Raw genomic sequence first — 24,657 nt, 5'->3', positions numbered from 1 at the left:
GACGGCTGGCGCACCCCGGGCGGCGGCCGGCGCCGTCACGGCCCGGGGCGCGTGCGGGGTGCTACGCCGAGGTGGGGTGCGCGCGGAGTGTTACGCCGAGGTGGGCGCGTGCGGGGAGCGGAGCACGAGCAGGGTGATCTCGCTGGGGGCGAAGACGCGGAAGGGCGGCCCCCAGAAGCCGGTGCCGCGGCTGGTGTAGAGGAGGGTGCGCGTGCCGTGCCGGCTGAGGCCTGCCAGGGCGGGCTGGTCGATGCGGACCAGGTGGTGGAAGGGCCAGATCTGGCCGCCGTGGGTGTGGCCGGAGAGCTGGAGGTCGATGCCGGCGGCCGCCGCCCGGTCGACGAACTTGGGCTGATGGGCCAGGAGCAGGACGGGCAGGTCGGGATCGGCCCCGTCCAGGGCTCCGGCGAGGTGCGCGCGGTGGCCCGCCAGACCGGACGACTCGGCGGTGACGTCGTCCACACCGGCGACCACGAGCGTGTCGCCGCCGCGCTCCAGCAACAGGTGCCGGTTGCGCAGCGGCTCCCAGCCCAGCTCGTCCATCAGGTCGACCCAGCCCTGCGCCTCGCTGTAGTACTCGTGGTTGCCGGTGACGTACACGCGGGCCCGGGTGGCCCGTACGGTGCCCAGCGGCTCGGCCTGGGCCCGGCGGCGTTCGGCGGTGCCGTCCGCGATGTCCCCGGTGTGGCAGACCACGTCTGCCTCCAGGCCGTTCACCGTCTCGCACACCCGCGCCGACCAGCGGGCGCGATCGAGCGGGCCGTAGTGGGTGTCGGTGATCAGGGCGACGCGGAGACCGTCCAACCCGGCGCCCAGACGGGGGAGTTGCAGGTCGAGTCGGCGTACCCGGGGCACGCGGCGCGCCTCGGCGTACCCCCAGGCGAGCAGCGTGGCGCTCACGCCGAGGACGGCCCAGGCGACGATCCGGGCCCGCTCCTGGCCCGTGCCGATCCCGGCCACGGTCAGGGCCGCCCGCAACAGGACCCCGAGCAGAACGGACCAGGTGAAGAGAACCCAACTGGTGCCCAGCAGGGTGTCACCGACGATCGCCGCCGGGTCCTGCTGACGCCGGCCGTGCCCGCGGGCCATCGCGAACGGCATGCCGACGAGGCCGAGAACGAACAGCACGGTGCCGGCGAGCGTGACGGGCGGCGGCCAGTGCTGCCCCCCGTACAGAAGCACCCAGCAGGGCACGGCCCACAGCAGCACGGGAGCGATCAGGGGGAGGTAACGCATCAGGCGGTGCAGCAGGCTCGGCCGCGGCGCCTGAGCCTCACCCTCGACGGTACGGGTGTTGCCGGTGTCGGTCACGCTTGCCCTCCCTGACCAGGCTGCAGTCACGCGCACTGTATCCGGTCGTCCTCGCGGCGACCGGACCGGCGGTCACGCCGAACGTCCCGTCCGCGTACCGCACCGCCCGGACCCGGTACACCGGGTCCGGGTCCTGGGCCCGGCACGTCGGCGGCCGCCAGACCTCCGGACGCACGGGACGGCCCGACCGCACGGTCGCCCGCGTGCCGCCGAGCGCCGGCAGCCACGGACCTGAGCACGGCGGCCCGCCCCCCCGGACAAGGGGTGGCGGGCCGCCGCGTGTGGAACCGTGGCGGGCCAGTGGACCGGCGTGGTCGGCACCCTCGCCGTCGACGGCTATGGCGCCTACAAGGTGGCCAGCGGCGGAATCAAGGCCGTCAAGGCGGTCAAAACCGCGATGCCGGAAGGCGAGGACCTCGTGCTAAATGGACAGCCCTTGACCTGCACAAAGCAGGCAGGGAGCGAATTTCGGGAGTGCTGAATGCTGCGCACCATGTTCGAGTCCAAGATCTAACATCTGGGCGTCTGTGCAGGTCAGAGGCGTAGTGGGGCCGTTCAGGTCAGCAATTGGCCAGCATCGTGTGCGAGGGCGTCCTGGCTTGCTGGCCTGCTTGCGGCCAACCAGGCCCGCGATGACCGTTTCCTGCTCGCGATGCGGGTGAACGGCGCCGACCTGTCACCCGACCACGGCTTTCCGGCGCGCGTGATCATCCCGGGCGCTTCGGGGGTGCACAACACCGAATGGGTCAGTCGCCCCACCTTCGGGGAGCATGCATGAAGCGCGCCGTGAAGCGTTTCACCGTCGTCTTCCGCAGCCGCTACGCGGCTTCCCCCTTCATCTGCTCCTTGTCCTCGCCTCCTTCGCGATCGCCCTCTACGCAGGGATTCGCCTGCTGAAGGGGGACACCCTGGGGGTGGTGGTGCGGTTCGTGGGTGCCGCCCTGCTGCACGACCTGGTCCTGCTGCCCTGCTACTCGCTCACCGACCGCGCCGTCCGGTCGCTGTCTCGGGCTGGACGGGTACCGGACGAAAGCGCACACACGCAGAGCGTCAACCACCTACGGGTGCCGGCGTTCGTCTCAGGGCTCCTGTTCCTGGTGCGGTGGCCGCTGATCCTGAGTCAGGGCGGCCACTGCACAGCCGATACCGGCCTGTCCACTGACGGGTTCCTGGCTCGTTGGCTGCTGATCACCGCTGCCTTGTTCGTGGCCTCTGCCATGGTTCGGGTGGTGCGTACCTGGCTGCGCCCGCGGCCGCAGCGCAGGACGAGTCGGGCTCAGGCGCGGGCGCGCAGAGCGACGAAGTGACGTTCCGTCGAAGGGGTGGTCCACTGCTCGGCGACCGTCCAGCCCGACATCTGGGCGTACCGGATCAGGGCGGGAGAGCCGATGGTCGCCCACGAGAAGAAGGGCCCGACGGGCCGCTGCCCGGCGTGCATGCGGACACGGCGGCACTCGTCCACGTCGCTCTCGACGCACTCCACGATGAGCAGTCCCTGACCGTGGACGAGGCCCCGGATGCGCCGCAGAAGCATGCGGGGCGCGCCACCGATCCCGATGTTCCCGTCGATCAGCAGCGCCGTGTCCCACGAGCCCTCCTTCGGCAGGGGACCGAACACCGACCCGCTGCGTGCCGCGCCACCGCGCAGCAAGGTGGAGGCCACCGCCGAGGGCGACACGTCGATCCCGAGCACCTCGTTCCCGCATGACGCCAGCGCCTCGACGAGCCGGCCGCCGCCGCAGCCGATGTCCAGCACCCGGCCCACGCACCGTGCCACGACCGACCGGTCCCCGGCGTCCGCCCGCCCTGTCCACCGCCTGACATCGAGAGGCAGACTCCAGCCTTCCCTGTCCCGCAGCGACAGGTCGCCCGCCCCCGCACTGACCGCCTGTCCGTAGGCGGGGCCTGTCCAGGGGTCCGGGAAGTCGGCCTCCGGTGATCCGGCGGTGGTCACACACACTCCCCGTGGTCGTGAGTTCCTCTCCTGGCCGGAACGGCCGCGCACGACGTTAGTGAGTCCTGCGCCGGCCCGCCTTCCGGGAGCGTCGGACGGGCGTGCGGACGGCGACGCGGACTCCGTCCACCAGAGCGGTGCCCGTGCACCATGCGCACAAGTCGCTTGCTGCGCCTTTCGGGTGAATACGGGCCGAGAGACCCGTCCTTGGGCGATGCGGGCCCGGATTACCGCCGTCCGAGGCGAACAGCGCGTCGGACGGCGGTGGGATCCGCCGATGCCGGCTCTGTGAAGGAGAAGAACATGATGTCTCGTGTGATGCGCGGTGCTGCCCTGCTGGTCGCGGGCGGCGCCGTGGTGCTGGGTGGTGCCGCCGTGGCGTCCGCCGACGCGGGCGCCCAGGGGGCCGCGGTGGGATCTCCGGGCGTGCTGTCCGGCAACGTCATTCAGATCCCGGTGCACGTCCCCGTCAACGCCTGCGGCAACTCGGTCGACGTGATCGCTCTGCTCAACCCCGCCTTCGGGAACACCTGCGCGAACCTCGGTCGGGGCATGTGACCGGCTGACCCCGCCGGCAGCCGGCGCCTCCCGGGATCCGGGTGCGCCGGCGGCCGCTTCCCGCCGATCGCCGTACCTACAGGAGGATCGGCTCAGGGGACAGGCAACTCGCGGCGGCCCGGCCCGTGAGCTGCCCGCTCGGCTGCAGGAGGTCGCCCACGAGTTCGGCCACGGTCCGGTGCCAGAGGGGGGAGCGACGGAGCATGGCGTGGTCCCCTCGGCGAATGAGAATGATGCCGGCGCGGGTCTGCGGCGTCCGTACCCGACGGACGTAATCGGTGGACGCCTCCGCACTGGTGATCCGGTCGCGCGTGCCGTGCAGTACGACAGCGCGTTTGCCCCGCAGGTGCCTGGTGGGCTCGCCGGGCGGCAGCCAGGGCGCCAGTGCGACGACTCCGCGGACGTGCGGATGGGATGCGGCTCGCAGTGCTGCCCGGCCTCCCATGGAGTGGCCGATGAGGAGGGTCGGCACTGGTCCCGCGAGCTGGTCCAGCTCGTCGAGCGCGCGGTAGGTGTCCTGGAGTGGATCACCCTGGTTCCATCCCCTGTGGCGGTAACGCACCTGTGCCAGTACGGCGTCGTGCAGGGAGACGGCCGACGCCGCCGAGCGGAGCACGGGGCGCATCCTCAGCGCCGCCAGATGCCAGGGCTGCGATGTCTGGTAACTGTCCACCCGCCCGCCGTGCAGGGTGATGATCGCCACCCGCGGCCGCCGCGGACAGTGCCGAACCCAAAGAGCTGACGTGTCCGGCTTTCCGCCGTGGCCTCGCAGCATCTGCATGACGCCTCTTTCCCGGAAATCTGTATCCAGCGATTTCTCGCGGTGATAATCCGTGGCTGTCGCCGGAACGGCTTGGTGCGTTCTGCTGCCCGAGGCCAGTCCGTGCCCTGTTCGGCGAGCGAGGCGTGCGCCGTCCTCCGTCGCGGGCATCCGGCCGAGGGAACGGAGTCGTCCGGCGGAGGTGGGTCCCTGCTGGCTGTGGTTGATTCCTGAGGGTGTGTATCCGTAGCAGGTCCGGGTGCGGATTGGTCTGAGAAGAAGTTTCATCAGATCGGGCGGACGGCCAATCCGAGGAGCCCGCGGATCCGGATTACCCACGTGGCCGACGAAGAGATCGACGACCCCGTCGAAGGCAGCGGATTCCGCAGTCCGGAATGCAGACGATGCGCGTGAACTCCCAGCCGGCCCATTTGACTCCGAACGACTTTCCTCATCCCCGTCTGCACGCGGCACGCGCCGTATGAACAACAGGAGAAACACCGTGAGCACCCGTATCCGCCGTACTGCCGTCGTCCTTGCGGCAGCCGCCGTGCTTCCGCTGGCCCTGAGTGCCTGCTCCGACGACAGCGGCGACTCCGCGAAGTCCAACACCTCGGACAAGGCGTCCGCCTCCGGCGGCAGCATGAACAGCGGCGACGCCACCACGGCGGACCAGCCGTTCGGTCCGGCCTGTTCCGGCGTGCCGAAGAGCGGCGCCGGTTCCTTCGACGGCATGGCCAAGGACCCGGTCGCCACGGCCGCCTCCAACAACCCGGCACTGTCCACCCTGGTGACCGCCGTGAAGAAGGCCGGCCTGGTCGACACCCTCAACAACGCCCAGGGAATCACGGTGTTCGCGCCGACCAACGACGCCTTCGCCAAGATCCCGAAGGCCACCCTCGACAAGGTCCTCGCCGACAAGGCCCAGCTGACCAAGATCCTGACCTACCACGTCGTGGGCCAGCCGCTGAAGCCCGCGGACTTGGACAAGGGCTCCTTCGACACGTTGGAGAAGGACAAGGTGACCACCTCCGGCTCCGGCGAGTCCTACACCGTCAACGACTCCGCCAAGGTCGTCTGCGGCGACGTCAAGACCGCCAACGCCAACGTCTACATCATCGACACCGTCCTGATGCCGACCAGCTGACGATCCAACAGCACAGCCGGGTGCCTGGTACCACGGCATCCGGCTCCCGACTCCTGTGACGGGGAGAAGGGTGAGGGGCGGGGCGCTTGCCCCGCCCCTCACGGGTGTACCCGGACCGGCCCCGCCTGGCCGGCGAAAAGAGATGACGGAGCACAACACATGTCGGCGCTCTTCCGCGTCCGCGTCCTCGCCGTCTGCGACACACGCCTGTGGTGCGCGGCCGCCGGTCCGCTGACCGCGGGCACCACCCACGCCCTGCGCACCGAGCTGACCGCCCGGTGCGCAGGCGCGACGGTGGTCGCCCTCGACCTGCGCCAGCTCACCTGCACCTCAGCCGGGATACTGCCGTCCGCACCTTGGCCGGACGGCCCTCACACGGTCCATGTACTGGCGGGCGAGCCGTTGCGCTCCCGCACACCCGCGGACGGACGCCTGCACTGGCATGCCGACCTCTCAGCCGCCTGGCATGCATGGTCCTCGCCCTCACCGTGAGCCCCGACGCCGGCCCGGAACCGCGGATCCCCGCCCTTCTGCTCAGGCGGACCGCCTGACATGATCCCTACTCGACAGTAGCTTGAGGTTTCCGGTGAGAGGCAGTGCAGTGACCCGAGTGTTCACCGTGAGCGGCAGCATCGTCATCGACGTCCCGCCAGAAGCCGCCTACCAGGCCGTGAGCCGTCCCGGCGACATGGGGCGCTGGAGTCCGGAGAACCTGGGCACGATCTCCGGGGCGACCGGCGAGGATGCCACGCCGGGCACCACGTTCGTCGGCCGCAACAAGCGGGGCCGGTTCCGCTGGGTCACGCGCTGCACGGTCACGGCGGCCGATCCGGGCCGCCGGTTCGCCTTTCGCGTCCACGCCATCGGCCGCACCCGTCCGCGCCTGCGCGGCCCGATCGCCACCTGGGAGTACCGCTTCGAGCCGACGGGGACGAGTACCCGGGTCACGGAGAGCTGGACCGACGACCGGCGCGCGTGGCCGGCGCTCCTGGCCGGCGCCTTCGACCGGCTCGTCACCCCGGGCAGGACCTTCGCCGAGTTCCAGGTCCGCAACATCGACACGACCCTGTGCAACCTCAAGCGGGAGCTGGAACGCGACCGCACCGCGTGAACGCCGCCCGCCCCGGGCGCCTGAAGCGCCCGGGGCGAGAAGGCCGCTCAGCGGGCCGGCGTCATCCGAAGGTGAAGGAATACGCCTGGATGCCGGCTGTGAACCGGAGTTCGAGACGCGCGGTGCGGGCCGTGCCCTCGTCCACCAGCCGGTGCAGGGTGGGCGTTCCCTCCACCGGGATCCTCTCAGTACGACCTTGCCGCGCTCCTGCTTCAGGTCGACCGGCTGTCCGCCGGGGGGTGTTGAGCCACTTCGCGATGCCGGCGATCGGGGGCGCCTGCCCACACGAGCGCAGTTCGTCCACGCCGTCCTCGCAGCGCGAGAGTTCCTTGTTGGAGTCGTCGAACAGGCCGGACAGCTTCTGCCGGGCCACATCACTGTCCTCGATCTTCTTCTGCGCCGCCGATGTGTAGTCGGGCAGGGCCCGCTGGATCGCGTCGGTCACATTGGAGGTCAGCGCCAGTGCGAGCGCCGTCATCAGACAGCCCGCCACGATCCGCAGTCCCCTGGCCGCCTGCGGAAGGCGCTCACCCGCTGTGCCACCCGCCGTCCCGCGAGCGCGAACACCAGCAGCGCCAGAGCCGTGCCCACCGCGAGGGAGACCGTCAACGCCACGATTTCCAGGCTCAGTTCACCCCGGGCGCCCGCAACGGTGATGGCCGCCGGCACGGGCCCGGCGCACGGCACATGAGCAGACCGAGACCGAGGCCCAGCGCGAACGCGCTGCCCTCCTTGTTGACCTGCCGCTGCGGAATCCGCGCGAAGGGCTTCTCCAGCAGCCGCTCCACCGGCGGGAAGATCAGCCCCAGTGCGATCAGGACCAGCAAGGCCGGCCCGACGTAGCGCAGGATGTCATCGGGCAGCCCGAGCGCGGAGATGATCGTCACGCCGAGCAGGGTGAAGAAGCTGAAACTCAGCACCAGGCCGACGACGACGGCGTACGGTCGCCGGTTGCGCGGAGACGCCGAGGGCGGCGGACCAGCCGCCAGGACGTCACCGTCGCTCTCTTTGGGCAGCGGGACGGCCCCGCCACCGCTCGCCCGGCCGCTCCGTCCGCCCTCGGGTGCCGTCGTACCGCCCGGCGGACCCTCATCCGCGCTGCCGCCCGGCCCGCCCGCCAGGAACACCACCGGAAGCACCGGCAGGATGCACGGCGACACGGCCGTGATCAGCCCTCCCGGCAACCCGATCAGGACCAGGCTGATCATGCGATGCAGCCTCCGGCGTACAAGTCGGCCTTCCCGGCCGGCTCCCCCTGATGCGAGACCACCCGCCCCTCCGGATTGGTCGCGTATCCGCCCCTGCGCCGCGCAGGGCCAGGACCGAGCCGTCGTCAATGGCCCCATCGCCCGCCCGTCATCCCGTCAGGCGCAGCGCGGATGCCGCACACCGGTGTCCTGACCGCACGACGGTCGTCGACGGCCCCGTCACCGGATCGAGGAGCCTGGGCGAGCTGCCAAGAAGTGGAGACAGGAGTCAGGCGGGAGACATATCGTCACTCTTCAGGGTGAAGCATGCCGAACCCGCCAATCTGTCCGGCGGCCTGCTCCGGATCCCCCACTGAAAGGCGCCCGTGATCGAGCGTGGACGCCGTGACAGACGAGGAATGGGGCGTGATGGGCGTAAACCGAATCGATGAACGGCTGTTGAGGCAGCTGACCGAGGAGTCGCAGGACCTCAACAGCAGTGCCGTGGGTTTGGCCGGAACAGAATTCGGCCAGTTGGACGGGCGGACCTCGCGCAACGACATCATGGCGTTGCAGACGGCGGCGTCGCTGGAGAACCTGGCCGTCGACGTGTACCGCACGGCAGCGGGCCTGCCCTTCATCCGGCACGGCAACAAAACGGTGGCCGCCTTCATCGGCACCACCATCAGCCAGCACTCCGCGCACGCACGCGCGTTCAACGCGGCGGTCACACGGGCGGGCGGGCGGGCACAGCACTCGCCCGACCCCAGGTACGCCGCCGTCGTCCGGCAGGCACTGCCCAAGATCAAGGGTCCTGCCGATGTGGTCGCGCTGGCGATCACTCTGGAGGACGTCGCCGCGCAGACGTACACCAAGAACACCGGGCAGGTACGCGACGCCCGGCTGCGGACACTGTTCGCCTCGATCGCGCCGGTCGAAGCCCAGCACCGGGCGGTCCTGCTGGCCGTACAAGCGCTTCTCAAAGCCGGGAAGCCGCAGTTGGTCGCCCTGCCGACCCGCATCTCCGCGCTGCCCGCGGCAGCGGGCACGATCGGGTTCCCGAGCGCCTTCTACCCCGTCAAGAACGCATCTCCGATCACTGAGGGAGCCGTCAGGTGACCATCACCGAGCAGAGCTGGGAGCTGGGAATCAGCGAGGAGCAACTCGTGCGCCTCACCAGCGAAATGGAGGAAGCACACCAGGAGTCCATGCCCGCGATGCGCGCAGGCGTCGATGCGCTCACCGCGGAGGTGCGGGCCAATGACGTCGACCGCCGCCGTTTCCTCGCGGGCGCCGGAGCCGCCGTCGCCGTAGCGTCGGTTGCGGTCGCGGCGGGCGCCGGGGCAAGGCCCGCCTTCGCCGCCGAGGGGGCGTCCGCGCCGGCCGCGAAGGGCAGCCCCTACACCGGAGACCTGCGGGTCGTCGCTCTCGCCGTGGCCTTGGAGCACCAGGCGGTCGGAGCGTACGACTCGGCCCTGAAAGCGGCCCGGGCGGGCAGGCTCGGCGCGGTGCCCCCCGCAGTGGGCGCCTTCGCGACGGTAGCGATGAAACAGCACGCTGAGCATGCCAGGGCGTGGAACGCGGCGCTGACCGGCGCTGGGCGCCCCGCGGTGCAAGGAGTGCCGCTGTCCAACCAGCCCGCCACACTCAAAGCGCTCGGCCGGGCCAGGAACGTCGGCGAGGTCGCACGGCTCGCTCTCTCGCTGGAGGACCAGGCCGCACAGACCTATCTCTTCGCAGCCGGCCACGTCAGCAGCCACGCGGGGATCACTACCGCGGCGAGCATCGCCCCGGTCGAGGCCATGCACGCCGCCATCCTGCACTTCGTGCTCGGCCAGTATCCGGTCCCGGACGCGTTTCTTCAGACGGACCGCGCGGCGAAACCCGCACTGCTGACCGTGTGACATCTCGGCTGACCGGCCGCACCACTGCCTGATGCTCCGGTCATGGACGCCTGCCCGCCCGGCGGCCCGTGCTTCACGAAACTCGCGCTCTCGCCCATGAGCCTGACGCGACGAGCCGCCGGCGCGGGTGACCGCTGGACCGCGCAGATTCCGACTCAGCCGTCAAGCGAGCGCGACCGCCCGCCCCGCGCATCCCGAAAGGTCCACCATGCCTGTCTCCCGCTCCACCGAGTTCGCACCCTGGACAGCGATGACTCGTACCGCTCTGGCCGTACTGGTTCTCTCGGCGGCCTGCATGGCACCCACGAACGCATATTCGGCGTCGGCTTCGCGGGCGGGGACAGCCCGCATCGTGATCGAGGACTTCGGGTTCAGCCCGGACCCACTGAAGGTGACTGCCGGCGCAGTCGTCACCGTCGTCAACAAGGACACCGACCCCCACACGGTGACCGCGAGCGGCTCCGCCAGTTTCGACACCGGACGCATCGCCCCGGGCGGCACCACGCGCTTCACCGCGCCCCGTACTCACGGTGGCCACCCCTACCGGTGCGACTTCCACCAGTTCATGTCCGGTACCCTCACCGTCCGCTGACCGGCGATGAACTGCGCAGGCGCGACGGGTACGCCGCTGCGCGGTGCAGCCGATCGGGTGATCCGGGCCGTCTTGACCAGTCCGCGCCCACGGGGGCAGCGGATTGGGGATGTCCGGTCGCGAAATGCGGCCGGTCGGCGGCGGCTGCCGTCGCAACGCGGAAATCGGGAAGCGAACATGACGTATCTGCGATCTCAGGTGATGCGGAGCGCGGGTCCGGTCGCTGCCGCGGGCGCGGTGGTGCTCGGTGGCGCGGCGGTCGCGTCAGCCGACATCGGCGCGCAGGACGCGGCGGTCGGTTCGCCGGGCGTGCTGTCCGGCAACGTGGTTCAGATTCCGATCAACATCCCGGTCAACGCCTGCGGCAACACCGTGGACGTGATCGGCCTGCTGAACCCGGCCTTCGGCAACGTCTGCGTCAACGCGGGGGCACGCGCGGGTATGTGACCCCTCAGGCGTCACCGCAGCGGGCCTGTCCGCGGGCGTTTGGGCTGCTGGCCTGGCAGGCTCGGGCAGGCTGTCGCCCCGAACCCCGGTGCAGCAGAGACGGCGATGTCCGTCGGCGTGCAACCGGGTAATCCGTTGCGGAATGCATGGTGGATTGGTCCGAGATCTCTTTTCACCTGATCAGGGTCCAGGACCAATCCGGCCGCCGGGCAGAACCGGATTCCCTGCGTGAGGAACGAAGAGAAGGATCAGCGAGTACGGCCGGGTTGGCCCCGTCTGGCGCTGGGTGCGCTGAGCGGTGCGCTGGCCGGCTTCGCGGCGCTGTCGGTGGCCGAACTGGTCGCGGCGGCGGTGCGTCCGCAGTCCAGTCCGGTCATCGCGGTGGGCGGCGCGTCCATCGACGCGACGCCCGCTCCGGTCAAGGACTGGGCCATCCGTCACTTCGGCACCAACGACAAGCTCGTACTGCAGCTCGGCATCCTTGCCGTGCTCGCCGTGCTGGCCCTGGTGCTGGGTGCGCTGGCGGTGCGGTTCCGGCGGGTCGGAGCCGCCGGGGTTCTTCTCTTCGGGGTCGTCGGTGCAGCGGCCGCGGTCGCCCGCCCAGACTCGACCAGCCTCACCGACGCACTGCCATCCGTCGCCGGAGCCGTCGCAGGGGCTCTGCTTCTGTACTTCCTGGTGGGCCGCTTGACGGCGCCCCGCCTGGTGACCGAGGAAGCGGGAGCCGGGCAGCCGGCGTCCGAGGGATGGGACCGGCGGGGATTCGTCCTCGCGGCCGCGTCTGCCGCGGCGGCCTCGGCCGCGGCGGGCGCGGTCGGCCGGTCACTGAACGCCTCTCAGGGCAAGAACGCGATCGCCTCACGTGACAACGTCGTGCTGCCGACGCCCGGGTCGCCGGCGCGACCGGTACCGAAGAGGGCCGGACTGCGGATCGACGGGATCAGCCCCTTCGTCACCCCCAACAAGGACTTCTACCGGGTGGACACCGCGCTGGTGGTGCCCAAGGTGGACGCCACCACTTGGCGGCTGCGCATCCACGGCAAGGGTGTGCCCCGCCCGGCCAGTTACTCCTACGACGACCTGCTCCACAGGGAGCTGATCGAGCGGGACATCACTTTGACCTGCGTCTCCAATGAGGTCGGTGGTCCGTATGCGGGCAACGCCCGCTGGACCGGTGTGCGGCTGGCCGATCTGCTGGACGAGTGTGGTGTGAAGCCTCCGTCCCGAGGCGGCCGGTCGGACCAGTTGGTGTCCCGATCGGTGGATGGCATGACGATCGGCAGCCCGGTCGAGGACGTCATGGACGGCCGGGACGCGATGCTCGCGCTCGGTATGAACGGAGAGCCGCTTCCCTTCGAACACGGCTTCCCGGTCCGGATGGTCGTGCCGGGCTTGTATGGCTTCGTCTCTGCCTGCAAGTGGATCCAGGACATCGAGCTCACCACCTTCGATTCCTACGACCCGTACTGGGTCAAGCGCGGCTGGGCCCGCAGAGCTCCGATCAAGACCGAGTCCCGTATCGACACGCCCAAGCCGTTCGCCCGGCCCACGGCCGGCACGGTGATGGTCGCCGGCGTCGCCTGGGCCCAGCACCGCGGCATCGACAAGGTCGAAGTCCGTATCGACGACGGCCCGTGGCAGGAAGCCCACCTGGCCGGCGAGGACACCCGCGACACCTGGCGCCAGTGGTCGCTTCCCTGGCGGGCCACCAAGGGCGGCCACACGCTCACAGTCCGTGCCACCGACCGCACCGGCACCGTGCAGACCGACAGACGCACCCGCACGATCCCCGACGGCGCCGCCGGATGGCACTCCGTCGTCGTGACCGTCGACTGACCCCCTGACCAAGGGCCCTGTGCCCTTTGCGAACCACCTTTCCGAAGCACCCCCCGGACGCAGCGGTCCGCTGCGCGTCGAACAGGAGAACATGATGAACGCCCGTATCCGCCGCTCCGCCGGTCTCCTCGCCGCTGCTGCCGTGCTGCCCCTGGCCCTGACTGCCTGCTCCAGCGGCAGCAGCGACTCGAGCAAGTCCGACTCGTCCGACAAGGCGTCGGCTCCGGCCGCCAAGAGCAGCGACGACATGGGCGGCTCGGGCAGCAGCGCGAGCAGCATGGACCAACCCTTCGGCCCGGCTTGTTCGGCCGTGCCGCAGAACGGTGCCGGCTCCTTCGACGGCATGGCCAAGGATCCGGTGGCCACCGCCGCCTCCAACAACCCGGCCCTGTCCACACTCGTGACGGCGGTGAAGAAGGCCGGCCTGGTCGACACCCTCAACAGCGCCCAGAACATCACCGTGTTCGCGCCGACCAACGACGCCTTCGCGAAGATCCCGAAGGCGACCCTGGACAAGGTCCTCAACGACAAGGCGATGCTGACGAACATCCTCACCTACCACGTCGTCGGCCAGAAGCTGGCCCCGAAGGACCTGGCGAACGGCTCCTTCGACACGCTGGAGAAGTCCAAGGTGACCACCTCGGGCTCGGGCCAGTCCTACAGGGTCAACGGCTCCGCCAAGGTGGTCTGCGGCAACGTCAAGACCGCCAACGCCAACGTCTACATCATCGACACCGTCCTGATGCCGAAGAGCTGACACCTCCGCGGGCCGAGGACGCGCACCCCGTCCGGTTGCCATGACGGGAGCGACCGGCCGACGCGCGTCCTTCGAGCCGGGGCATCCGCCGGCGCCCGACCGGCAGGGCCTGCCGGATGCCCCTTCCGGAGGGCTGGTCCGCGGACCGCAACGCCTGCAGACCAGCCCTCCGCCGTTCACATTCGTCCGTCCGGGGGCGGAGCGGTGCATTCCGCGCTTCTGGTGTGCCGGCCGGCCGCTGTTGACGGGGTGGTGCGGAGCCGGACAACTCCTGCCGGGCGGCCCCGCCGACAGTGCCACTGTGGGAGCAGACCGCCGGGGGCGGTGGAGGATCGGTGAGGAGTCCGCCTTCGCAGGCGGCGCGGGTGCTCTTCGAAGGATGAGGGCCGGCTTGACGAGGTTGCGGGGGGTGGACAGGCCCCTCGTGGGGGACGGGTCCTTCGAGCCTCGACGGCCGCCGAGAGGGTGCCGAGGTGAGGCTCCACCCCGGACTTGCGGCCCGCTGGAGCTGACCTGTGCGGAGGCGACCTCGCAAAGGCAGGTGCTAGGGGAAGGTGTCTCGGGCCGGATGGGATGCGGTTTGCGCGTCTCGGATGGCGCGGGCCGCGTTGATGAGGCCGATGTGGCTGAAGGCTTGCGGAAAGTTCCCGAGGGCTTCGCCGGTGCGGGTGTCCACTTCTTCGGGGAGGAGGCCGACGTCGTTGGCGTGGCTGAGTGCGTTTTCGAAGACGTGGAGGGCGCGTGTGGTCTGGCCGGTCCGGGCGAGGGCCTGGGCGAGCCAGAAGGTGCAGAGCAGGAAGGTGCCCTCGTCGTTGTCGATGTCGTCCTGGAGGTAGCGCCGTACCAGGCCCCGGGAATCCGTCAGGTCTCGTGCGATCGCCTCGACGGTGGAGCGTACGCGGGGGTCCGTTGCCGGGAGGAATCCGACGAGGGGCACCATCAGCGCGGAGGCATCGAGCTGCGGGCTGCCGAATGCCTGGGTGAACGCGTCGGTCCGGTGGTCGAATCCCTGGTTCTCGATGGCCTCGCGGATCTGTTCGCGAATACGCTGCCAGTCGGTGACGTGGTCTTGGGCGTTCAGGGCGGGGGCCAGGTCGATGGCGCGGTCCAGCGCGACCCAGCACATGAGTTTGGAGTGCAGGAAGTGGCGGGCCGGTCCGCGCCCCTCCCAGATGCCCTGGTCGGGGTCGGCCCAGTGGTGAGCTGCTGCTTCGGCGCACTGGCGCAGGAAGGAGCGGACGGCCGGGTCGAGTGGTACCTCGTGCGGCAGGGTCTGGTGGGCCGCGTCCAGCAGTTCCCCGTAGACATCGAGTTGGCACTGGCGCCATGCGTCGTTGCCGACGCGCACCGGGGCGCTGCCGCGCCAGCCGGACAGGTGCGGCAGCGCGCGCTCGCTCAGGTCTCGCTCTCCTCCGATGCCGTACATGACCTGGAGGTCGCCACCCCCGTCGAGTCGTGTGGCGGCGGCTTGGGCGAGGAAGGCGAAGAAGTCGACCTTCTCCTGCTTGCAGGCGGCGGTGGCCAGGGCCTGGAGGGTGAGGCTGGCGTCGCGCACCCAGGTGTAGCGGTAGTCCCAGTTACGGGTGCCACCGATACTCTCCGGCAGCGAGGTGGTCGGCGCCGCGACGATGGCTCCGCTCGGCACGTAGGTCAGCGCACGCAGCACGCGGCCGCTGTGGCGGACGTGTTCCTGCCAGGGGCCTGTGTAGGCGTCGTGGAGCGTGGACCAGGAACGCCAGCCGGCACCGGTGTCGCTCAGCCGGCGGCGGATGCGCCTTCCGGGCCACGGCTTGGGGTCCTGTCCCCACGCGGGCGTCGCGCTCAGCGCGAGGTCTAGGCGGTCCCCGGCTCGCAGGGTGGCTTCGCCGTGGGCCGTGGATCTCTCGACCCGCAGGGTGAGGCCGGTGGACAGCAGGAGGACATGCGCGCCGCCGCGTGCCATCAGACCGCCGCGCACCGGCGTCATGACGGGCTGGATCAGCCCGAACTCCGGGCGCGGGGCGTATTCGACGGCGATGTCCACCTGTCCCTGAGTGCAGGTGATCTGGCGCAGTAGCACTCCGGGCGAGGAGCCTCCCATGGCGTGGCCGCGTTCGCGCTTGCCCAGGGCGAGCGCGTCGAGCAGCACCGCCGTCCCGGTGGGCGTACGAAAGGTTGTCTCCAGGACGAGGGTGTGGGGAAGGTAGCGGCGGCTCGCCTCGGTCGCCCCGACGGGGTGGATCGACCAGTGGCCCGCGTCCTGGTCCAGCAGCCGTGCGAAGACCGCCGGACCGTCGAAACGCGGGAGGCACAGCCAGTCCACGGAACCGGCGCCACTGATCAGTGCCGCTGACCGGCAGTCCGCGAGTACGGCGTAGTCACCGATGGCCCGATCACTCACGTATGCGCTTCCCTTCAGCGGCTCAGCCCCGCGGCTACGGGGGCGCCGACGCCGCCGGCGGCTGTGGCGGTGGTCCGTACCTCATGATGGGCTCTCGGATCCGCCCGTCGGCGCGTGACACGAGCCGGGGCCCGTCCCGTGTCATTGCCACCACGCGGCACCGGGGCGGCCCGCGTCGCCTTTCGACGGCCCGGCTGTGGCATCACCGCCTTCGCTGAGAGGGAGGTGCTGGGCGTCGTACGCCCTTTGCTGTCAGCCGGTCGCAGTACACCCGGGGCCCGGGTGAATCCCCGGCGCATGAGATTCGTCCAGGATGTGAAGGAGCGGCACGACTCGTTGTTCGGGGGCGCCGGCAACGACCGGTCTGAACGTACAAGGAGCGTCTATGAGCACCGCCGGTTCAGAGGAGGCGAGCCCTCAGGAGCCCTGGGGCAGCGGTCCTTATGCGGAGGCGGTCGGGGCGCGGGAGGGTGATCTGTCGCTGCGTGACGGGGAGGGCTGGTGCATGTATCTGGAGGTCGGGCGGTGGTCTCGGGGTGCGGATACCGGGGACCGGTCGGTTGTGGAGCGGTGCGTGGGTCGTGTGCTGGACATCGGCTGCGGGGCCGGGCGGCTCGTCGAAGCCGTGATTCTGCGTGGGCACAAGGCGCTCGGGATCGACGTGTGTCCCACGGCCGTGGTCGCCACGGTGTGCCGGGGCGGCGCCGCGCGCAGCGGATCGGTGTTCGATCCGCTGCCGGAGGAGGGCAGGTGGGACACGGCGCTGCTCATCGACGGGAACATCGGCATCGGCGGTGACGCCCGCCTGCTCCTGCGCCGGGTTCGGGAACTCGTGCATGATCAGGGGCTGCTGATCGTCGAGACCTCACCCGCCGAGGTGGACGAGCGTCGCCGTGTCCGCATCCACATCGGGCAGCGGCCTGCGAGCCCCGTCTTTCCCTGGGCCGTCGTCGGCACCCACGCCCTGATTCGGCACGCCCGGCTGTCGGGCTGGACGGCCGCTGAACGGTGGACCACCACTTCGGCGGAGCGTCACTTCGTCGCCCTGCGCGCCCGCGCCTGATCCCGTCTCCTCCTGCGCTGCGGCCGCAGACGCAGCCAGGTCCGCACGATCAGGACGATGGCCGAGATGAGGAACAGGGCGGCGGTGACGAGGAGCCAGCGGGCCAGGAATCCGTCCGCGGACAGGCTGGTGTCGGCGGTGTACCGGCCGCCCTGGCGCAGGATCAGCGGCCACCACACCAGGAGCAGGACTCCCGCGACGAACGCCGGCACCCGCAGGTAGTTCACGCTCGGCCGGTCCGTGCCTGCGTCCGGATCCCGGCTTCCGCGGAGCATCCGCTGAGCGGCGCGGTCGGTCACGGAGTAGAAGGGCAGCAGAACCAGGTCGTGAAGAAGCGCGGCCCCGACGAACCAGATGACCACGCCCATGGTGTTCCCCGTCAGCAGCCGGATGCCGGCGTAGACGGCGAGGGCGAAAGAGCAGAGAACGAGCAGCAGATGAAGAGGCGAAGCCCCGTAACGGCTGCGGAAGGTCACGGCGGGGCCGCTCGCCGGGCTCACGCGGGCTCTCCGAAGGTCAGACGGGTGACCCACTTGGTGTTGTGCACCCCTGGGGCACCCGGGATGATCACACGAGCCGGATAGCCGTGGTCGGGCGACAGCTCCGCTCCGTTGACCTTCAACGCGAGCAAGGACCGCTGATCGCGGACCTGGTTGGTGGCCAGCACCACCGAGGAGAACGCTCCGCCGCGCTGAACCGACTCGACCAGTACCGGCGGGGTTCGGGTGCCGAGTCCGACGAGGGCGGCGAGATCCGCGAGGCGGATGCCGCTCCAGTGCTGGTCGGGGGTGGACCAGCCCTCGACGCAGGCGATCGGCAGCGCCGAGTGGCTCTGGGGCATCGCGAGGAGCGCGTCGTGGGTCAGGACGACCTGCCGTGCACCGCCGCGGACGGTCAGCCGCCAGGCGGGGCCGATGTCACCGGGACGGATCCCGACCGAGGCGGCGGTCTTGTTGATCTGGAAGCCGTTGGGCCCCGTGCCGGGGTCCCGGCCGTGCGGGGCGAGCAGGGCGGTCCTGCGCCACCAGCCGCCGATGCTCTGTCCGGCCGTCACCGCCAGCAGGGCGAGCGACCCCGCTCCGACCATGGCGACCGCGCCCCGACGGGAGATCGTCGGGGCTGCCGGATTCGGTGATACGAGCCCCGCTGCCTCCTCCGACTCAGGGGCAGGCTGGACCCCGCGGCCTGCCCGCACCGCGCGCACCGCGCGGGGAAACCGGAAGGCGACATGGACGATGAAGGCACCGATGAACACCCATGCGGCGTAGAAGTGCAGGGGGTAGAACGACCCGGGAAAGATGTAGTTCAGCTGGATGTTCAGAATCCCGGTGGCGAAGGTGAAACCGGCGCCGCCCACCAGGAGGAGCAGCGACAGTCGCTCAAGGGCGTGAGCGGCCGAGCGGACGGGCGGCCATTCGAACAGTTTCGGGATGACCGACCACAGTTTCGCCAGGAGCACCGGCACCAGCACCACACCGAGAACGGTGTGCGTGCCCTGTGTCAGCCTGTAGAGCCAGTACGGCGACGTCGGCCAGGTGAACAGGTAGAAGCCCAGCCAGCCCTTGTCCGGCGTCGGGTCGTTGCGCGGGGCCAGGTCCGGGTTGTAGGCCGCGTAGGACAACAGCCCGGTCACGAACAGGACCGTGACCCCGACCAGCAGGACCAGCCCGAACACCCCGGTCAGCCACGGCCCTCGCAACGGACTGCGCCAGAATGCCGGACGCGCCGGTCCCGGGGGCGGACCCGCGGACCGGGCCCGGTCCGCGACGGCACGCAGCCGGTCGAGCAGCCTCGCGCTTGGTGGGGGCGGCGGAGCAACGGCCGGCGGCCGCGAGGATCCGTCGTCCGGCCGGTCCGGCCTGCCGTCGCTCGCCTCCATCCAAGACACCTCCGTCACGCAAACATGAATAAATGCCGACAAAACACTGAGAAGAACATGCCGTACCAAGCACTTGGACCACTCCCGCGACACGCCGCCGTCTGTTCCGGCCGCGCCACCCACCGGCTCTGCTGATGCCCGGCCGCGAGCAGGGCGAGGGAGAAGAAGGCGAGGCCGATCGAGTGCCACGTCATGGGCGTGAGGACGCTTGTGGTCGGGGAGCGCCCAAGCGGCGTTCGTATAGCTGGGCCCTTCTCGCCCTCTACACCGTCGCTCCCTCGACACGATCCCGCGCCTTGCCGAGGCCCCGTCTGATCATCTTGGTGGCTACGGCCGCTGCGGGTGTCCTTGCCGCAGAGGGCTGCACGTACGCGGCTTTGGTCCGGGCCGGGCCACGGATGTCACCCCGTGACCGGCGAGCCGTGCCTGTGGCGCCTCGCCGTCCCGCTCATCGTCCGGTGGAGGCTGACCGCCCTCCTCCTCTGGCTGCCGGGCAGGGCGCTCGACCAGCCCGCCTCGCTCGCGCAGTGCGTCGGCTCTTCCGTCCTTCTCGTCGCCCTGGAGAGACTTACGCCTGGCTCCGGCGACGCGGGACGGCCAGCCGGATCCGCGGAAGTGCGCGTATGCGTTCTGTCAAAGACGCATCAAGAACAGGTAGGGTGCCCAGTGGTGTGCCGGGAAGCCTGGTCGGCGAACAGAGGTGTTCTCTCTTCCGATCGAGGTGTGACCGGTGGCACTCGTCGCCGTCTTCGGGGTGGCGCTACTGATCGCGGTGCTGCTGTCCGGGCTCGCCGCCCGGGTCGTGCTGTCCACCTCCCTCCCCTTCCTCGTCGGCGGGGCGCTGGTCGGTGACGGTTTCCTCGTGCTGATCCACATCACGGGTGCCGTGCTCGTCTCCGTCTCCCCGGAGGTGAAGGAGGCATTCGAGCCGCTGGGCGAGGCGCTGTCGGAGCCGGCGAAGTTCGCCGCACCGCTGGTGTTCGGGGCGCTGCTGACGCCGGGACTGTTCGGGGACCTGCCGTGGCAGGGATACGTGGCGGTGGCGCTGGCGATCGTGCTGATCCGCCCGGCTTCGCTGCCGATCTCGCTGACCGGCACCCGGTTCGGGTGGCGGGAGAAGCTCACCGCGCCTGGTCCGGGCCCAAGGGCTTCGCCGCGGTGGTGTACGGGCTGCTGTTGCTCCAGTCCGGCATCCCGCACGCCGAGGAGGCGTACACGTTGATCGCGGTGTGCATCGCCTTCTCGATCGTGGCGCACTCCAGCACCGACGTGCCCATCGCGCACATGTTCGACGTCGAGGACCTGGTGGGCATCCCCGACGACGAGCCCGACCACGCAGACCCGTCGGCCGCAATGGAGAGAAAGACCGCCGTATGAGTGATTGGCAGAGCTGGGCGGCCGTGGCCGTCTTCGTGGGCGCGTACGTACTGATCATCAGCGAGCGCGTCCACCGGACGGCCGCGGCTCTCGGCGGCGCCGGACTGATGCTCGTGATCAACGCGACGGACGACAAGGCGGCGTTCTACTCCGAGCACACCGGCATCGACTGGAACGTGATCTTCCTGCTGCTCGGGATGATGGCGATCGTCGGCGTGCTCCGGCAGACCGGCCTGTTCGAGTACCTGGCGATCTGGTCGGTCAAGCGGGCCCGGGGCCGACCGTTCCGGGTGATGGCGATGCTGATCCTCATCACGTCGGCGGCGTCCGCGCTCCTCGACAACGTCACCACCGTGTTGCTGGTCGCCCCGGTCACCCTGCTGGTGTGCGAGCGTCTCGCGCTGCCCGCCGCGCCGTTCCTGATCGCCGAGGTGTTCGCCTCCAACATCGGCGGCACCGCGACGCTGGTCGGCGACCCGCCCAACATCATCATCGCCAGCCGGGCCGGACTGACCTTCAACGACTTCCTGGTCCATCTGGCCCCGATCGCCGCGGTCCTGACGGTGGTGCTGCTGGCGCTGTGCCGGGTGATGTTCCGCAAGGCGTTCGTGTACGACGAGGAGCGCGCCGAGCAGGTCATGACACTGACGGAACGTGAGGCGATCCGGGATCCACGGCTGCTGTGGCAGGGGCTGGCCGTCCTCGCGCTCGTCGTCGCCGGCTTCGTCCTGCACCCGGTGCTGCACTACGAGCCGAGCGTGGTCGCCCTGCTCGGCGCCGGTCTGCTGGTCGCCGTGTCGAAGGTGGACACCCGGGACGTCCTGGCCGAGGTGGAGTGGCCCACCCTCGCCTTCTTCGCCGGCCTGTTCGTGATGGTCGGCGCCCTGATCGAGACCGGAGTGATCGGAGACCTGTCCCGGGCCCTCGCGGACGCCACCGGCGGGCGCGAACTCGGCGCCACGCTCACCCTGCTCGGCGGCTCGGCGGTGCTGTCCGGCGTCGTCGACAACATCCCCTACGTGGCCACCATGGCGCCGATCACCGCCGACCTGGTCAAGGACATGGGCGGCGCGGCAGACGGCCACCACGTGCTGTGGTGGGCCCTGGCCCTGGGCGCCGACCTGGGCGGCAACGCCACCGCGATCGGTGCCAGCGCCAACGTCGTCGTCCTCGGCATCGCCGAACGCAACCGGCAGCCCATCTCTTTCTGGCAGTTCACCAAGTACGGCCTCGTCGTCACGGCCGTGACCGTGGCGATCAGCGCCCTGTACCTGTGGCTGCGCTACTTCGCCCTGGCCTGAGCCCGTGCCGGTGAGGCCGTTCAGGCACGCGGCGTACTCGCCGTGCCCGCCTTGCCCAGGAGCTCGTGCAGCAGGTGCGAGGCGGTGACCACCCCGAGCAGATGGGTGCCGGCCTTGTCCTTCGTGGCCACGGCGACCAGGGGGCTGCGCACCCGCGCCATCAGTGCGGCGACCTCCAGCGCGGTGTCGTCCGGGTCGGCGATCGGCGGCGCGGCGACGGAGCCGGACAGGCAGTCGCCGACGCGGCGCCCGGCCAACGCCTGGCAGAGCCGGTCGGCGTGCTGCTCGTCCACCACCGCCGCCAGGGAGGGATCCTCGACGACATACGCCGGGACCAGCACCTTGACCATCTGCGAGGCCGGCAGGATCGCCTTCGGCTCCCCGCGCTCGTCCAGCACGAGCAGCGCCGGCAGCTTCTGCTCGGCCATCAGCCGTGCCGCCTCCAGAGCGTCGCTGTCGACGCTCACCGACTCGTACTCCACCGCCAGGTCACGTGCGCGCACGGCCGGCTCCCGTCTTCCCGAAACGTTCCTGTGCCCAGATTCGTACCCGGCCCGCCCGGCGCGCCAGCTCATCGGGCAGAAACATACGCAACCCGAACACCCTCACGGGGGTCCGACGTCCCGCCTCTCCGGACCGGTCGGCGAGAAGCGCGTCAAGGGAGCATCAATTCGCTGGTCACAGGCCATACTTCACGGGTGGGGGACCGACCGGGCCCTCAGCGGTCCGGTGCGGGGAGGCGACATCCGGTGAGCAGCGTCGGCGAGGGGCTCGGCAAGGTCGAGGTACGGCTGAAATGGGACCCGAGTCCTTTCGGGGAGCCGCCCCGGCACCTCGACATCGTCGCCGCGACCTACTCGGCGGACGATCTCCACGGGCGGCCTGCGTACGTCGTCCACTACGACAGCCGGTCACCCGACGGCACGATCAACATGACCCGGCACAGCCAGACCGGCCAGGGCTTCGGTTACGTCGAGGTGATGGTGCTGGAGTTCGACCGCCTCGCGGCCGCCTACGGGCGGGTCGTGGTGGGGGTGGTCATCCACCAGGACGGCGGACGCCGGACCTTCGGTGACATCCACAACGCCGGGGTGCTGGTCGTCCAGCGCTACATCGAACTGCTCGCGGACGACTTCACGCAGGTCGCCGATTCCACCGCCACCACCGTGGCCGAGTTCGTCCGAGACGGCTCCGGCGTGTGGGAGATGCACGCGATGGTCCGGGGATCCGACAGCGACCCGATGCCGTTCACCCTGGAGATGGGCGGCAGGCCCTGGCCCTCCCGTGGCCACGCTCCGGAGGAACGTCCAGCCGGGACGGTGTGAAGGCGCCGATCAGGATTCGCCTTGCTGGATCGTCAGCACGCGGGTGAGGCCGACCTGGTCCAGGATCGACCGGGCCCGTTCGTCGGCGTGCGTGACGACCGGCCGGGTGCCGGGGGTGCGAGCGGCACGGGCCGCGACGAACATCGCTGTACAGCCGTCCGGACTGAGATACGTCATCGCGCCGAGATCGATCTCCAGGATCTGCGGTCCCGCGCCGATCAGCCGGGCCAGGCGCCTGCCGATCGCCTTGGTGCTGCGGGCGTCGAGCTCACCGTGCAGTCGGACGACCTCACGCGCTGACGTGCCGCGTCCGACGGGCCGTCGGAAACGCGAGCGGAAGAGGTGCATCGGTGGCTCCGGGGCAGCGGAAGGCGTCTGCCGGCCGTCTTCCCGGCACACCTGCTCCGAACCGAATCGGGGATGAAGGCTGAGCGCCCGTTCTCGACCGCGTGGCGCGCCGAGCGCCACCGCAGTACGCATCCGGGAGGGTGATGCGCCCGCGGGAGCATGCGCCGTCTCGACCCGGCCTCCCACACCGCTACCGGATACCGTCGCCCAGGCACTTCCGACCGGGACCGGTCATTACGCTCTTCCGGCTCAGTGGCCGTGTCACCCGGTTTTTCAGTCTCCGGGGCTGTCGGCACGTGCCGGATCCGCTTTGCCTGACCTTCGTCCAACGCCATCACGTGCCGCCTTCGCGATCGGTGAGCCGGCGTTCGAGATCGCGCAGTCGCCGAGAGGAGATCGGACCTGGCATGGCGTCAGGGGTTCGGCCGGCCGACGCGGGCCACCGGGGCCGCCGCGAACACGGATACCGGTCAGGGTCCCGCCCGGATGGGACTCGAAGGAGGAGGTGCCGTGCACGGGCATGGGAGCGCCCGATGCGCCCATGCCCAGCAGCCTCGGCGGATCGTCCCCGTTCATCGGCAGGCCCCCGGCTCAGTTCTGCAGTGCGGATGCCCAGGGTCCACTCGGCCCCGTGACGCCAGTCCATGGCATACCCGGCGACCCGGTCGGGTGGCAGCGGGAGCACCTGTCGCTCTGTCCCGTCGATTGCCGGGCGCCCAGCCACTGCCGGATCGTCACGGTCTTCTCCTCGGTGACCTGGTCGTTGTCGGAGACGCGGACGGTCGCCTTCATGGTCCGGGTCCCGGCCGGTTCGCACCGGTGAACGGCTGACCTGGACCTCGCCGCGCCCGACAAGAGTGTTCGTACCGGTGTCGTACGGGTTCAGGGTAAGGGCGCCGGCACGGGCGGCGGGCGGCACGTGCAGGTCCGCCTGTCGCCAGTGGCGTCAGGACATCGCGTCTGTGTCAGCGGTGGACCGGGCGATGCCCGAACAGGTGCCATCGCCCGTGATTCCCGTCGCCCTGGCGTGCGTCGCCGAGGGCCTGATCGCTCCCGTCTGCTCCGGCCGCGTGCTGGACGATCAGATCGTCGCGGTCTTTGCTGATGGCTGCCGTCCTACGCCGGGATTCATCGAGTCCGCGACGTGCGGCACGGCCGCGACGTGCGGTGCGGCCGTAGCCGGTCAGCAACAGGCCCAGCCCGATCATGGCGGCTGCCCCGACGACAACGCCGGACAGGAACAGCGTGCCTGTGGAACCAGTGACGTGGTAGCCGAACACCGTGAAGCCCTGTGAAGCAAGCTCATGACCGCTGCCGGTGTTGCCGAGCACACCGGCTATACCCACGACCACTGCGGCCACGAGGATGATGAGGCCAATAATGACGAACATGGCACCCTCCAAATTTCCTATGCCGTATC

The 24,657-nt window shown here is 70.3% G+C and carries 28 protein-coding genes and 2 pseudogenes; 18 read left to right on the top strand and 12 right to left on the bottom strand.

Annotated elements, in window-relative coordinates:
* Positions 1 to 90 precede the first annotated feature (90 nt).
* The gene (locus ACFY3I_RS00575) at positions 91 to 1,311 is read right to left on the bottom strand and encodes a metallophosphoesterase (protein ID WP_390858703.1); all 1,221 of its coding nucleotides are present in this window, start codon (positions 1,309 to 1,311) and stop codon (positions 91 to 93) included.
* A gap of 289 nt (positions 1,312 to 1,600) precedes the next feature.
* On the opposite strand from ACFY3I_RS00575, the gene ACFY3I_RS00570 reads away from it, so the two are divergent.
* The 3 genes and pseudogenes from ACFY3I_RS00570 to ACFY3I_RS00560 all read left to right on the top strand — a co-directional run bounded on the left by ACFY3I_RS00570 (position 1,601) and on the right by ACFY3I_RS00560 (position 2,618).
* Complete coding sequence (locus tag ACFY3I_RS00570) at positions 1,601 to 1,792, top strand: hypothetical protein (protein ID WP_390858702.1); 192 nt, start codon at positions 1,601 to 1,603, stop codon at positions 1,790 to 1,792.
* Between the two features lie 129 nt (positions 1,793 to 1,921).
* Positions 1,922 to 2,089 (top strand): annotated as a pseudogene (locus ACFY3I_RS00565) (molybdopterin-dependent oxidoreductase); the annotation flags it as partial.
* Positions 2,082 to 2,618 carry a hypothetical protein gene (locus ACFY3I_RS00560; RefSeq protein WP_390858701.1) on the top strand — a complete coding sequence of 179 codons (537 nt, stop codon included), beginning with the start codon at positions 2,082 to 2,084 and terminating at the stop codon, positions 2,616 to 2,618. The pseudogene ACFY3I_RS00565 and the gene ACFY3I_RS00560, both read left to right, overlap by 8 nt.
* On the opposite strand, the gene ACFY3I_RS00555 is transcribed toward ACFY3I_RS00560, so the two are convergent.
* The gene (locus tag ACFY3I_RS00555; RefSeq protein ID WP_390858700.1) at positions 2,588 to 3,265 is read right to left on the bottom strand and encodes a class I SAM-dependent methyltransferase; all 678 of its coding nucleotides are present in this window, start codon (positions 3,263 to 3,265) and stop codon (positions 2,588 to 2,590) included. The two genes, ACFY3I_RS00560 and ACFY3I_RS00555, sit on opposite strands and share 31 nt — an antisense overlap.
* A gap of 306 nt (positions 3,266 to 3,571) precedes the next feature.
* On the opposite strand from ACFY3I_RS00555, the gene ACFY3I_RS00550 reads away from it, so the two are divergent.
* On the top strand, positions 3,572 to 3,823 hold the full coding sequence (locus tag ACFY3I_RS00550; RefSeq protein ID WP_390859401.1) for a chaplin: 252 nt from the start codon (positions 3,572 to 3,574) through the stop codon (positions 3,821 to 3,823).
* 76 nt (positions 3,824 to 3,899) lie between these two features.
* Here the strand turns inward: ACFY3I_RS00550 and ACFY3I_RS00545 are convergent, their stop codons facing one another.
* Positions 3,900 to 4,526: an alpha/beta fold hydrolase gene (locus ACFY3I_RS00545; protein WP_390858699.1), complete on the bottom strand. Its 627-nt coding sequence runs from the start codon at positions 4,524 to 4,526 to the stop codon at positions 3,900 to 3,902.
* 559 nt (positions 4,527 to 5,085) lie between these two features.
* Here ACFY3I_RS00545 and ACFY3I_RS00540 point away from each other — a divergent pair.
* The 3 genes from ACFY3I_RS00540 to ACFY3I_RS00530 all read left to right on the top strand — a co-directional run bounded on the left by ACFY3I_RS00540 (position 5,086) and on the right by ACFY3I_RS00530 (position 6,841).
* Positions 5,086 to 5,730 (top strand): fasciclin domain-containing protein, encoded by a 645-nt coding sequence (locus tag ACFY3I_RS00540; protein WP_390858698.1) that lies wholly within the window; start codon positions 5,086 to 5,088, stop codon positions 5,728 to 5,730.
* A 159-nt stretch (positions 5,731 to 5,889) separates the two neighbouring features.
* Positions 5,890 to 6,222, top strand: a complete 333-nt coding sequence (locus ACFY3I_RS00535; RefSeq protein ID WP_390858697.1) for a hypothetical protein — start codon at positions 5,890 to 5,892, stop codon at positions 6,220 to 6,222.
* 109 nt (positions 6,223 to 6,331) lie between these two features.
* Positions 6,332 to 6,841, top strand: a complete 510-nt coding sequence (locus ACFY3I_RS00530) for an SRPBCC family protein (RefSeq protein WP_390858696.1) — start codon at positions 6,332 to 6,334, stop codon at positions 6,839 to 6,841.
* A 61-nt stretch (positions 6,842 to 6,902) separates the two neighbouring features.
* On the opposite strand, the gene ACFY3I_RS00525 is transcribed toward ACFY3I_RS00530, so the two are convergent.
* The 3 genes from ACFY3I_RS00525 to ACFY3I_RS00515 are packed head-to-tail and all read right to left on the bottom strand — an operon-like array spanning position 6,903 to position 8,049.
* Positions 6,903 to 7,319, bottom strand: a complete 417-nt coding sequence (locus tag ACFY3I_RS00525) for a hypothetical protein (protein WP_390858695.1) — start codon at positions 7,317 to 7,319, stop codon at positions 6,903 to 6,905.
* The gene (locus tag ACFY3I_RS00520; RefSeq protein WP_390858694.1) at positions 7,319 to 7,456 is read right to left on the bottom strand and encodes a hypothetical protein; all 138 of its coding nucleotides are present in this window, start codon (positions 7,454 to 7,456) and stop codon (positions 7,319 to 7,321) included. Before ACFY3I_RS00520 ends, ACFY3I_RS00525 begins: the two co-directional genes overlap by 1 nt.
* 11 nt (positions 7,457 to 7,467) lie before the next feature.
* Positions 7,468 to 8,049 (bottom strand): hypothetical protein, encoded by a 582-nt coding sequence (locus tag ACFY3I_RS00515; protein WP_390858693.1) that lies wholly within the window; start codon positions 8,047 to 8,049, stop codon positions 7,468 to 7,470.
* A gap of 408 nt (positions 8,050 to 8,457) precedes the next feature.
* Between ACFY3I_RS00515 and ACFY3I_RS00510 the strand changes: the two genes are divergently transcribed.
* The 6 genes from ACFY3I_RS00510 to ACFY3I_RS00485 all read left to right on the top strand — a co-directional run bounded on the left by ACFY3I_RS00510 (position 8,458) and on the right by ACFY3I_RS00485 (position 13,564).
* Positions 8,458 to 9,147, top strand: coding sequence for a ferritin-like domain-containing protein (locus ACFY3I_RS00510; RefSeq protein ID WP_390858692.1), 690 nt, complete (start codon positions 8,458 to 8,460; stop codon positions 9,145 to 9,147).
* Positions 9,144 to 9,932 carry a ferritin-like domain-containing protein gene (locus ACFY3I_RS00505; protein WP_390858691.1) on the top strand — a complete coding sequence of 263 codons (789 nt, stop codon included), beginning with the start codon at positions 9,144 to 9,146 and terminating at the stop codon, positions 9,930 to 9,932. The genes ACFY3I_RS00510 and ACFY3I_RS00505 overlap by 4 nt, the downstream gene beginning before the upstream one ends.
* Before the next feature lie 250 nt (positions 9,933 to 10,182).
* Positions 10,183 to 10,524, top strand: coding sequence for a cupredoxin domain-containing protein (locus ACFY3I_RS00500; protein ID WP_390858690.1), 342 nt, complete (start codon positions 10,183 to 10,185; stop codon positions 10,522 to 10,524).
* Positions 10,525 to 10,701: 177 nt separating this feature from the next.
* Positions 10,702 to 10,971, top strand: coding sequence for a chaplin (locus ACFY3I_RS00495; RefSeq protein ID WP_390858689.1), 270 nt, complete (start codon positions 10,702 to 10,704; stop codon positions 10,969 to 10,971).
* Positions 10,972 to 11,199: 228 nt separating this feature from the next.
* Complete coding sequence (locus ACFY3I_RS00490) at positions 11,200 to 12,807, top strand: sulfite oxidase (RefSeq protein ID WP_390858688.1); 1,608 nt, start codon at positions 11,200 to 11,202, stop codon at positions 12,805 to 12,807.
* Positions 12,808 to 12,901: 94 nt separating this feature from the next.
* Positions 12,902 to 13,564 (top strand): fasciclin domain-containing protein, encoded by a 663-nt coding sequence (locus ACFY3I_RS00485; RefSeq protein WP_390858687.1) that lies wholly within the window; start codon positions 12,902 to 12,904, stop codon positions 13,562 to 13,564.
* A 544-nt stretch (positions 13,565 to 14,108) separates the two neighbouring features.
* Here the strand turns inward: ACFY3I_RS00485 and ACFY3I_RS00480 are convergent.
* Positions 14,109 to 15,944, bottom strand: coding sequence for a glycoside hydrolase family 15 protein (locus ACFY3I_RS00480; protein ID WP_390858686.1), 1,836 nt, complete (start codon positions 15,942 to 15,944; stop codon positions 14,109 to 14,111).
* A 574-nt stretch (positions 15,945 to 16,518) separates the two neighbouring features.
* Between ACFY3I_RS00480 and ACFY3I_RS00475 the strand changes: the two genes are divergently transcribed.
* On the top strand, positions 16,519 to 17,007 hold the full coding sequence (locus ACFY3I_RS00475) for a methyltransferase domain-containing protein (RefSeq protein ID WP_390858685.1): 489 nt from the start codon (positions 16,519 to 16,521) through the stop codon (positions 17,005 to 17,007).
* On the opposite strand, the gene ACFY3I_RS00470 is transcribed toward ACFY3I_RS00475, so the two are convergent.
* Both ACFY3I_RS00470 and ACFY3I_RS00465 read right to left on the bottom strand, forming a co-directional pair.
* The gene (locus tag ACFY3I_RS00470; RefSeq protein WP_390858684.1) at positions 16,977 to 17,507 is read right to left on the bottom strand and encodes a hypothetical protein; all 531 of its coding nucleotides are present in this window, start codon (positions 17,505 to 17,507) and stop codon (positions 16,977 to 16,979) included. The genes ACFY3I_RS00475 and ACFY3I_RS00470 overlap by 31 nt on opposite strands.
* Positions 17,504 to 18,904, bottom strand: a complete 1,401-nt coding sequence (locus ACFY3I_RS00465) for a molybdopterin-dependent oxidoreductase (protein ID WP_390858683.1) — start codon at positions 18,902 to 18,904, stop codon at positions 17,504 to 17,506. The genes ACFY3I_RS00470 and ACFY3I_RS00465 overlap by 4 nt, the downstream gene beginning before the upstream one ends.
* Before the next feature lie 862 nt (positions 18,905 to 19,766).
* Here ACFY3I_RS00465 and ACFY3I_RS00460 point away from each other — a divergent pair.
* Positions 19,767 to 20,263, top strand: a pseudogene (locus ACFY3I_RS00460) (cation:proton antiporter); the annotation flags it as partial.
* Positions 20,260 to 21,564 carry an SLC13 family permease gene (locus tag ACFY3I_RS00455; RefSeq protein WP_390858682.1) on the top strand — a complete coding sequence of 435 codons (1,305 nt, stop codon included), beginning with the start codon at positions 20,260 to 20,262 and terminating at the stop codon, positions 21,562 to 21,564. The pseudogene ACFY3I_RS00460 and the gene ACFY3I_RS00455, both read left to right, overlap by 4 nt.
* A gap of 20 nt (positions 21,565 to 21,584) precedes the next feature.
* On the opposite strand, the gene ACFY3I_RS00450 is transcribed toward ACFY3I_RS00455, so the two are convergent.
* Positions 21,585 to 22,067 carry a CBS domain-containing protein gene (locus ACFY3I_RS00450; protein ID WP_390858681.1) on the bottom strand — a complete coding sequence of 161 codons (483 nt, stop codon included), beginning with the start codon at positions 22,065 to 22,067 and terminating at the stop codon, positions 21,585 to 21,587.
* 195 nt (positions 22,068 to 22,262) lie between these two features.
* Here ACFY3I_RS00450 and ACFY3I_RS00445 point away from each other — a divergent pair, with 195 nt between their 5' ends.
* Complete coding sequence (locus tag ACFY3I_RS00445; RefSeq protein WP_390858680.1) at positions 22,263 to 22,889, top strand: TerD family protein; 627 nt, start codon at positions 22,263 to 22,265, stop codon at positions 22,887 to 22,889.
* A 9-nt stretch (positions 22,890 to 22,898) separates the two neighbouring features.
* Here ACFY3I_RS00445 and ACFY3I_RS00440 read toward each other — a convergent pair whose 3' ends face one another.
* Positions 22,899 to 23,237, bottom strand: coding sequence for an STAS domain-containing protein (locus ACFY3I_RS00440; protein ID WP_390858679.1), 339 nt, complete (start codon positions 23,235 to 23,237; stop codon positions 22,899 to 22,901).
* A 631-nt stretch (positions 23,238 to 23,868) separates the two neighbouring features.
* On the opposite strand from ACFY3I_RS00440, the gene ACFY3I_RS00435 reads away from it, so the two are divergent.
* Positions 23,869 to 24,060 (top strand): hypothetical protein, encoded by a 192-nt coding sequence (locus ACFY3I_RS00435; protein WP_390858678.1) that lies wholly within the window; start codon positions 23,869 to 23,871, stop codon positions 24,058 to 24,060.
* A gap of 142 nt (positions 24,061 to 24,202) precedes the next feature.
* Here ACFY3I_RS00435 and ACFY3I_RS00430 read toward each other — a convergent pair whose 3' ends face one another.
* Entirely contained in the window at positions 24,203 to 24,628 is a 426-nt protein-coding gene (locus ACFY3I_RS00430; RefSeq protein ID WP_390858677.1) for a hypothetical protein, read from the bottom strand.
* Positions 24,629 to 24,657: the final 29 nt, after the last annotated feature.

Source organism: Streptomyces sp. NPDC001068 (assembly GCF_042897315.1).
GTDB lineage: Bacteria > Actinomycetota > Actinomycetes > Streptomycetales > Streptomycetaceae > Streptomyces.
This window is presented reverse-complemented; position numbering and strand designations above follow the sequence as displayed.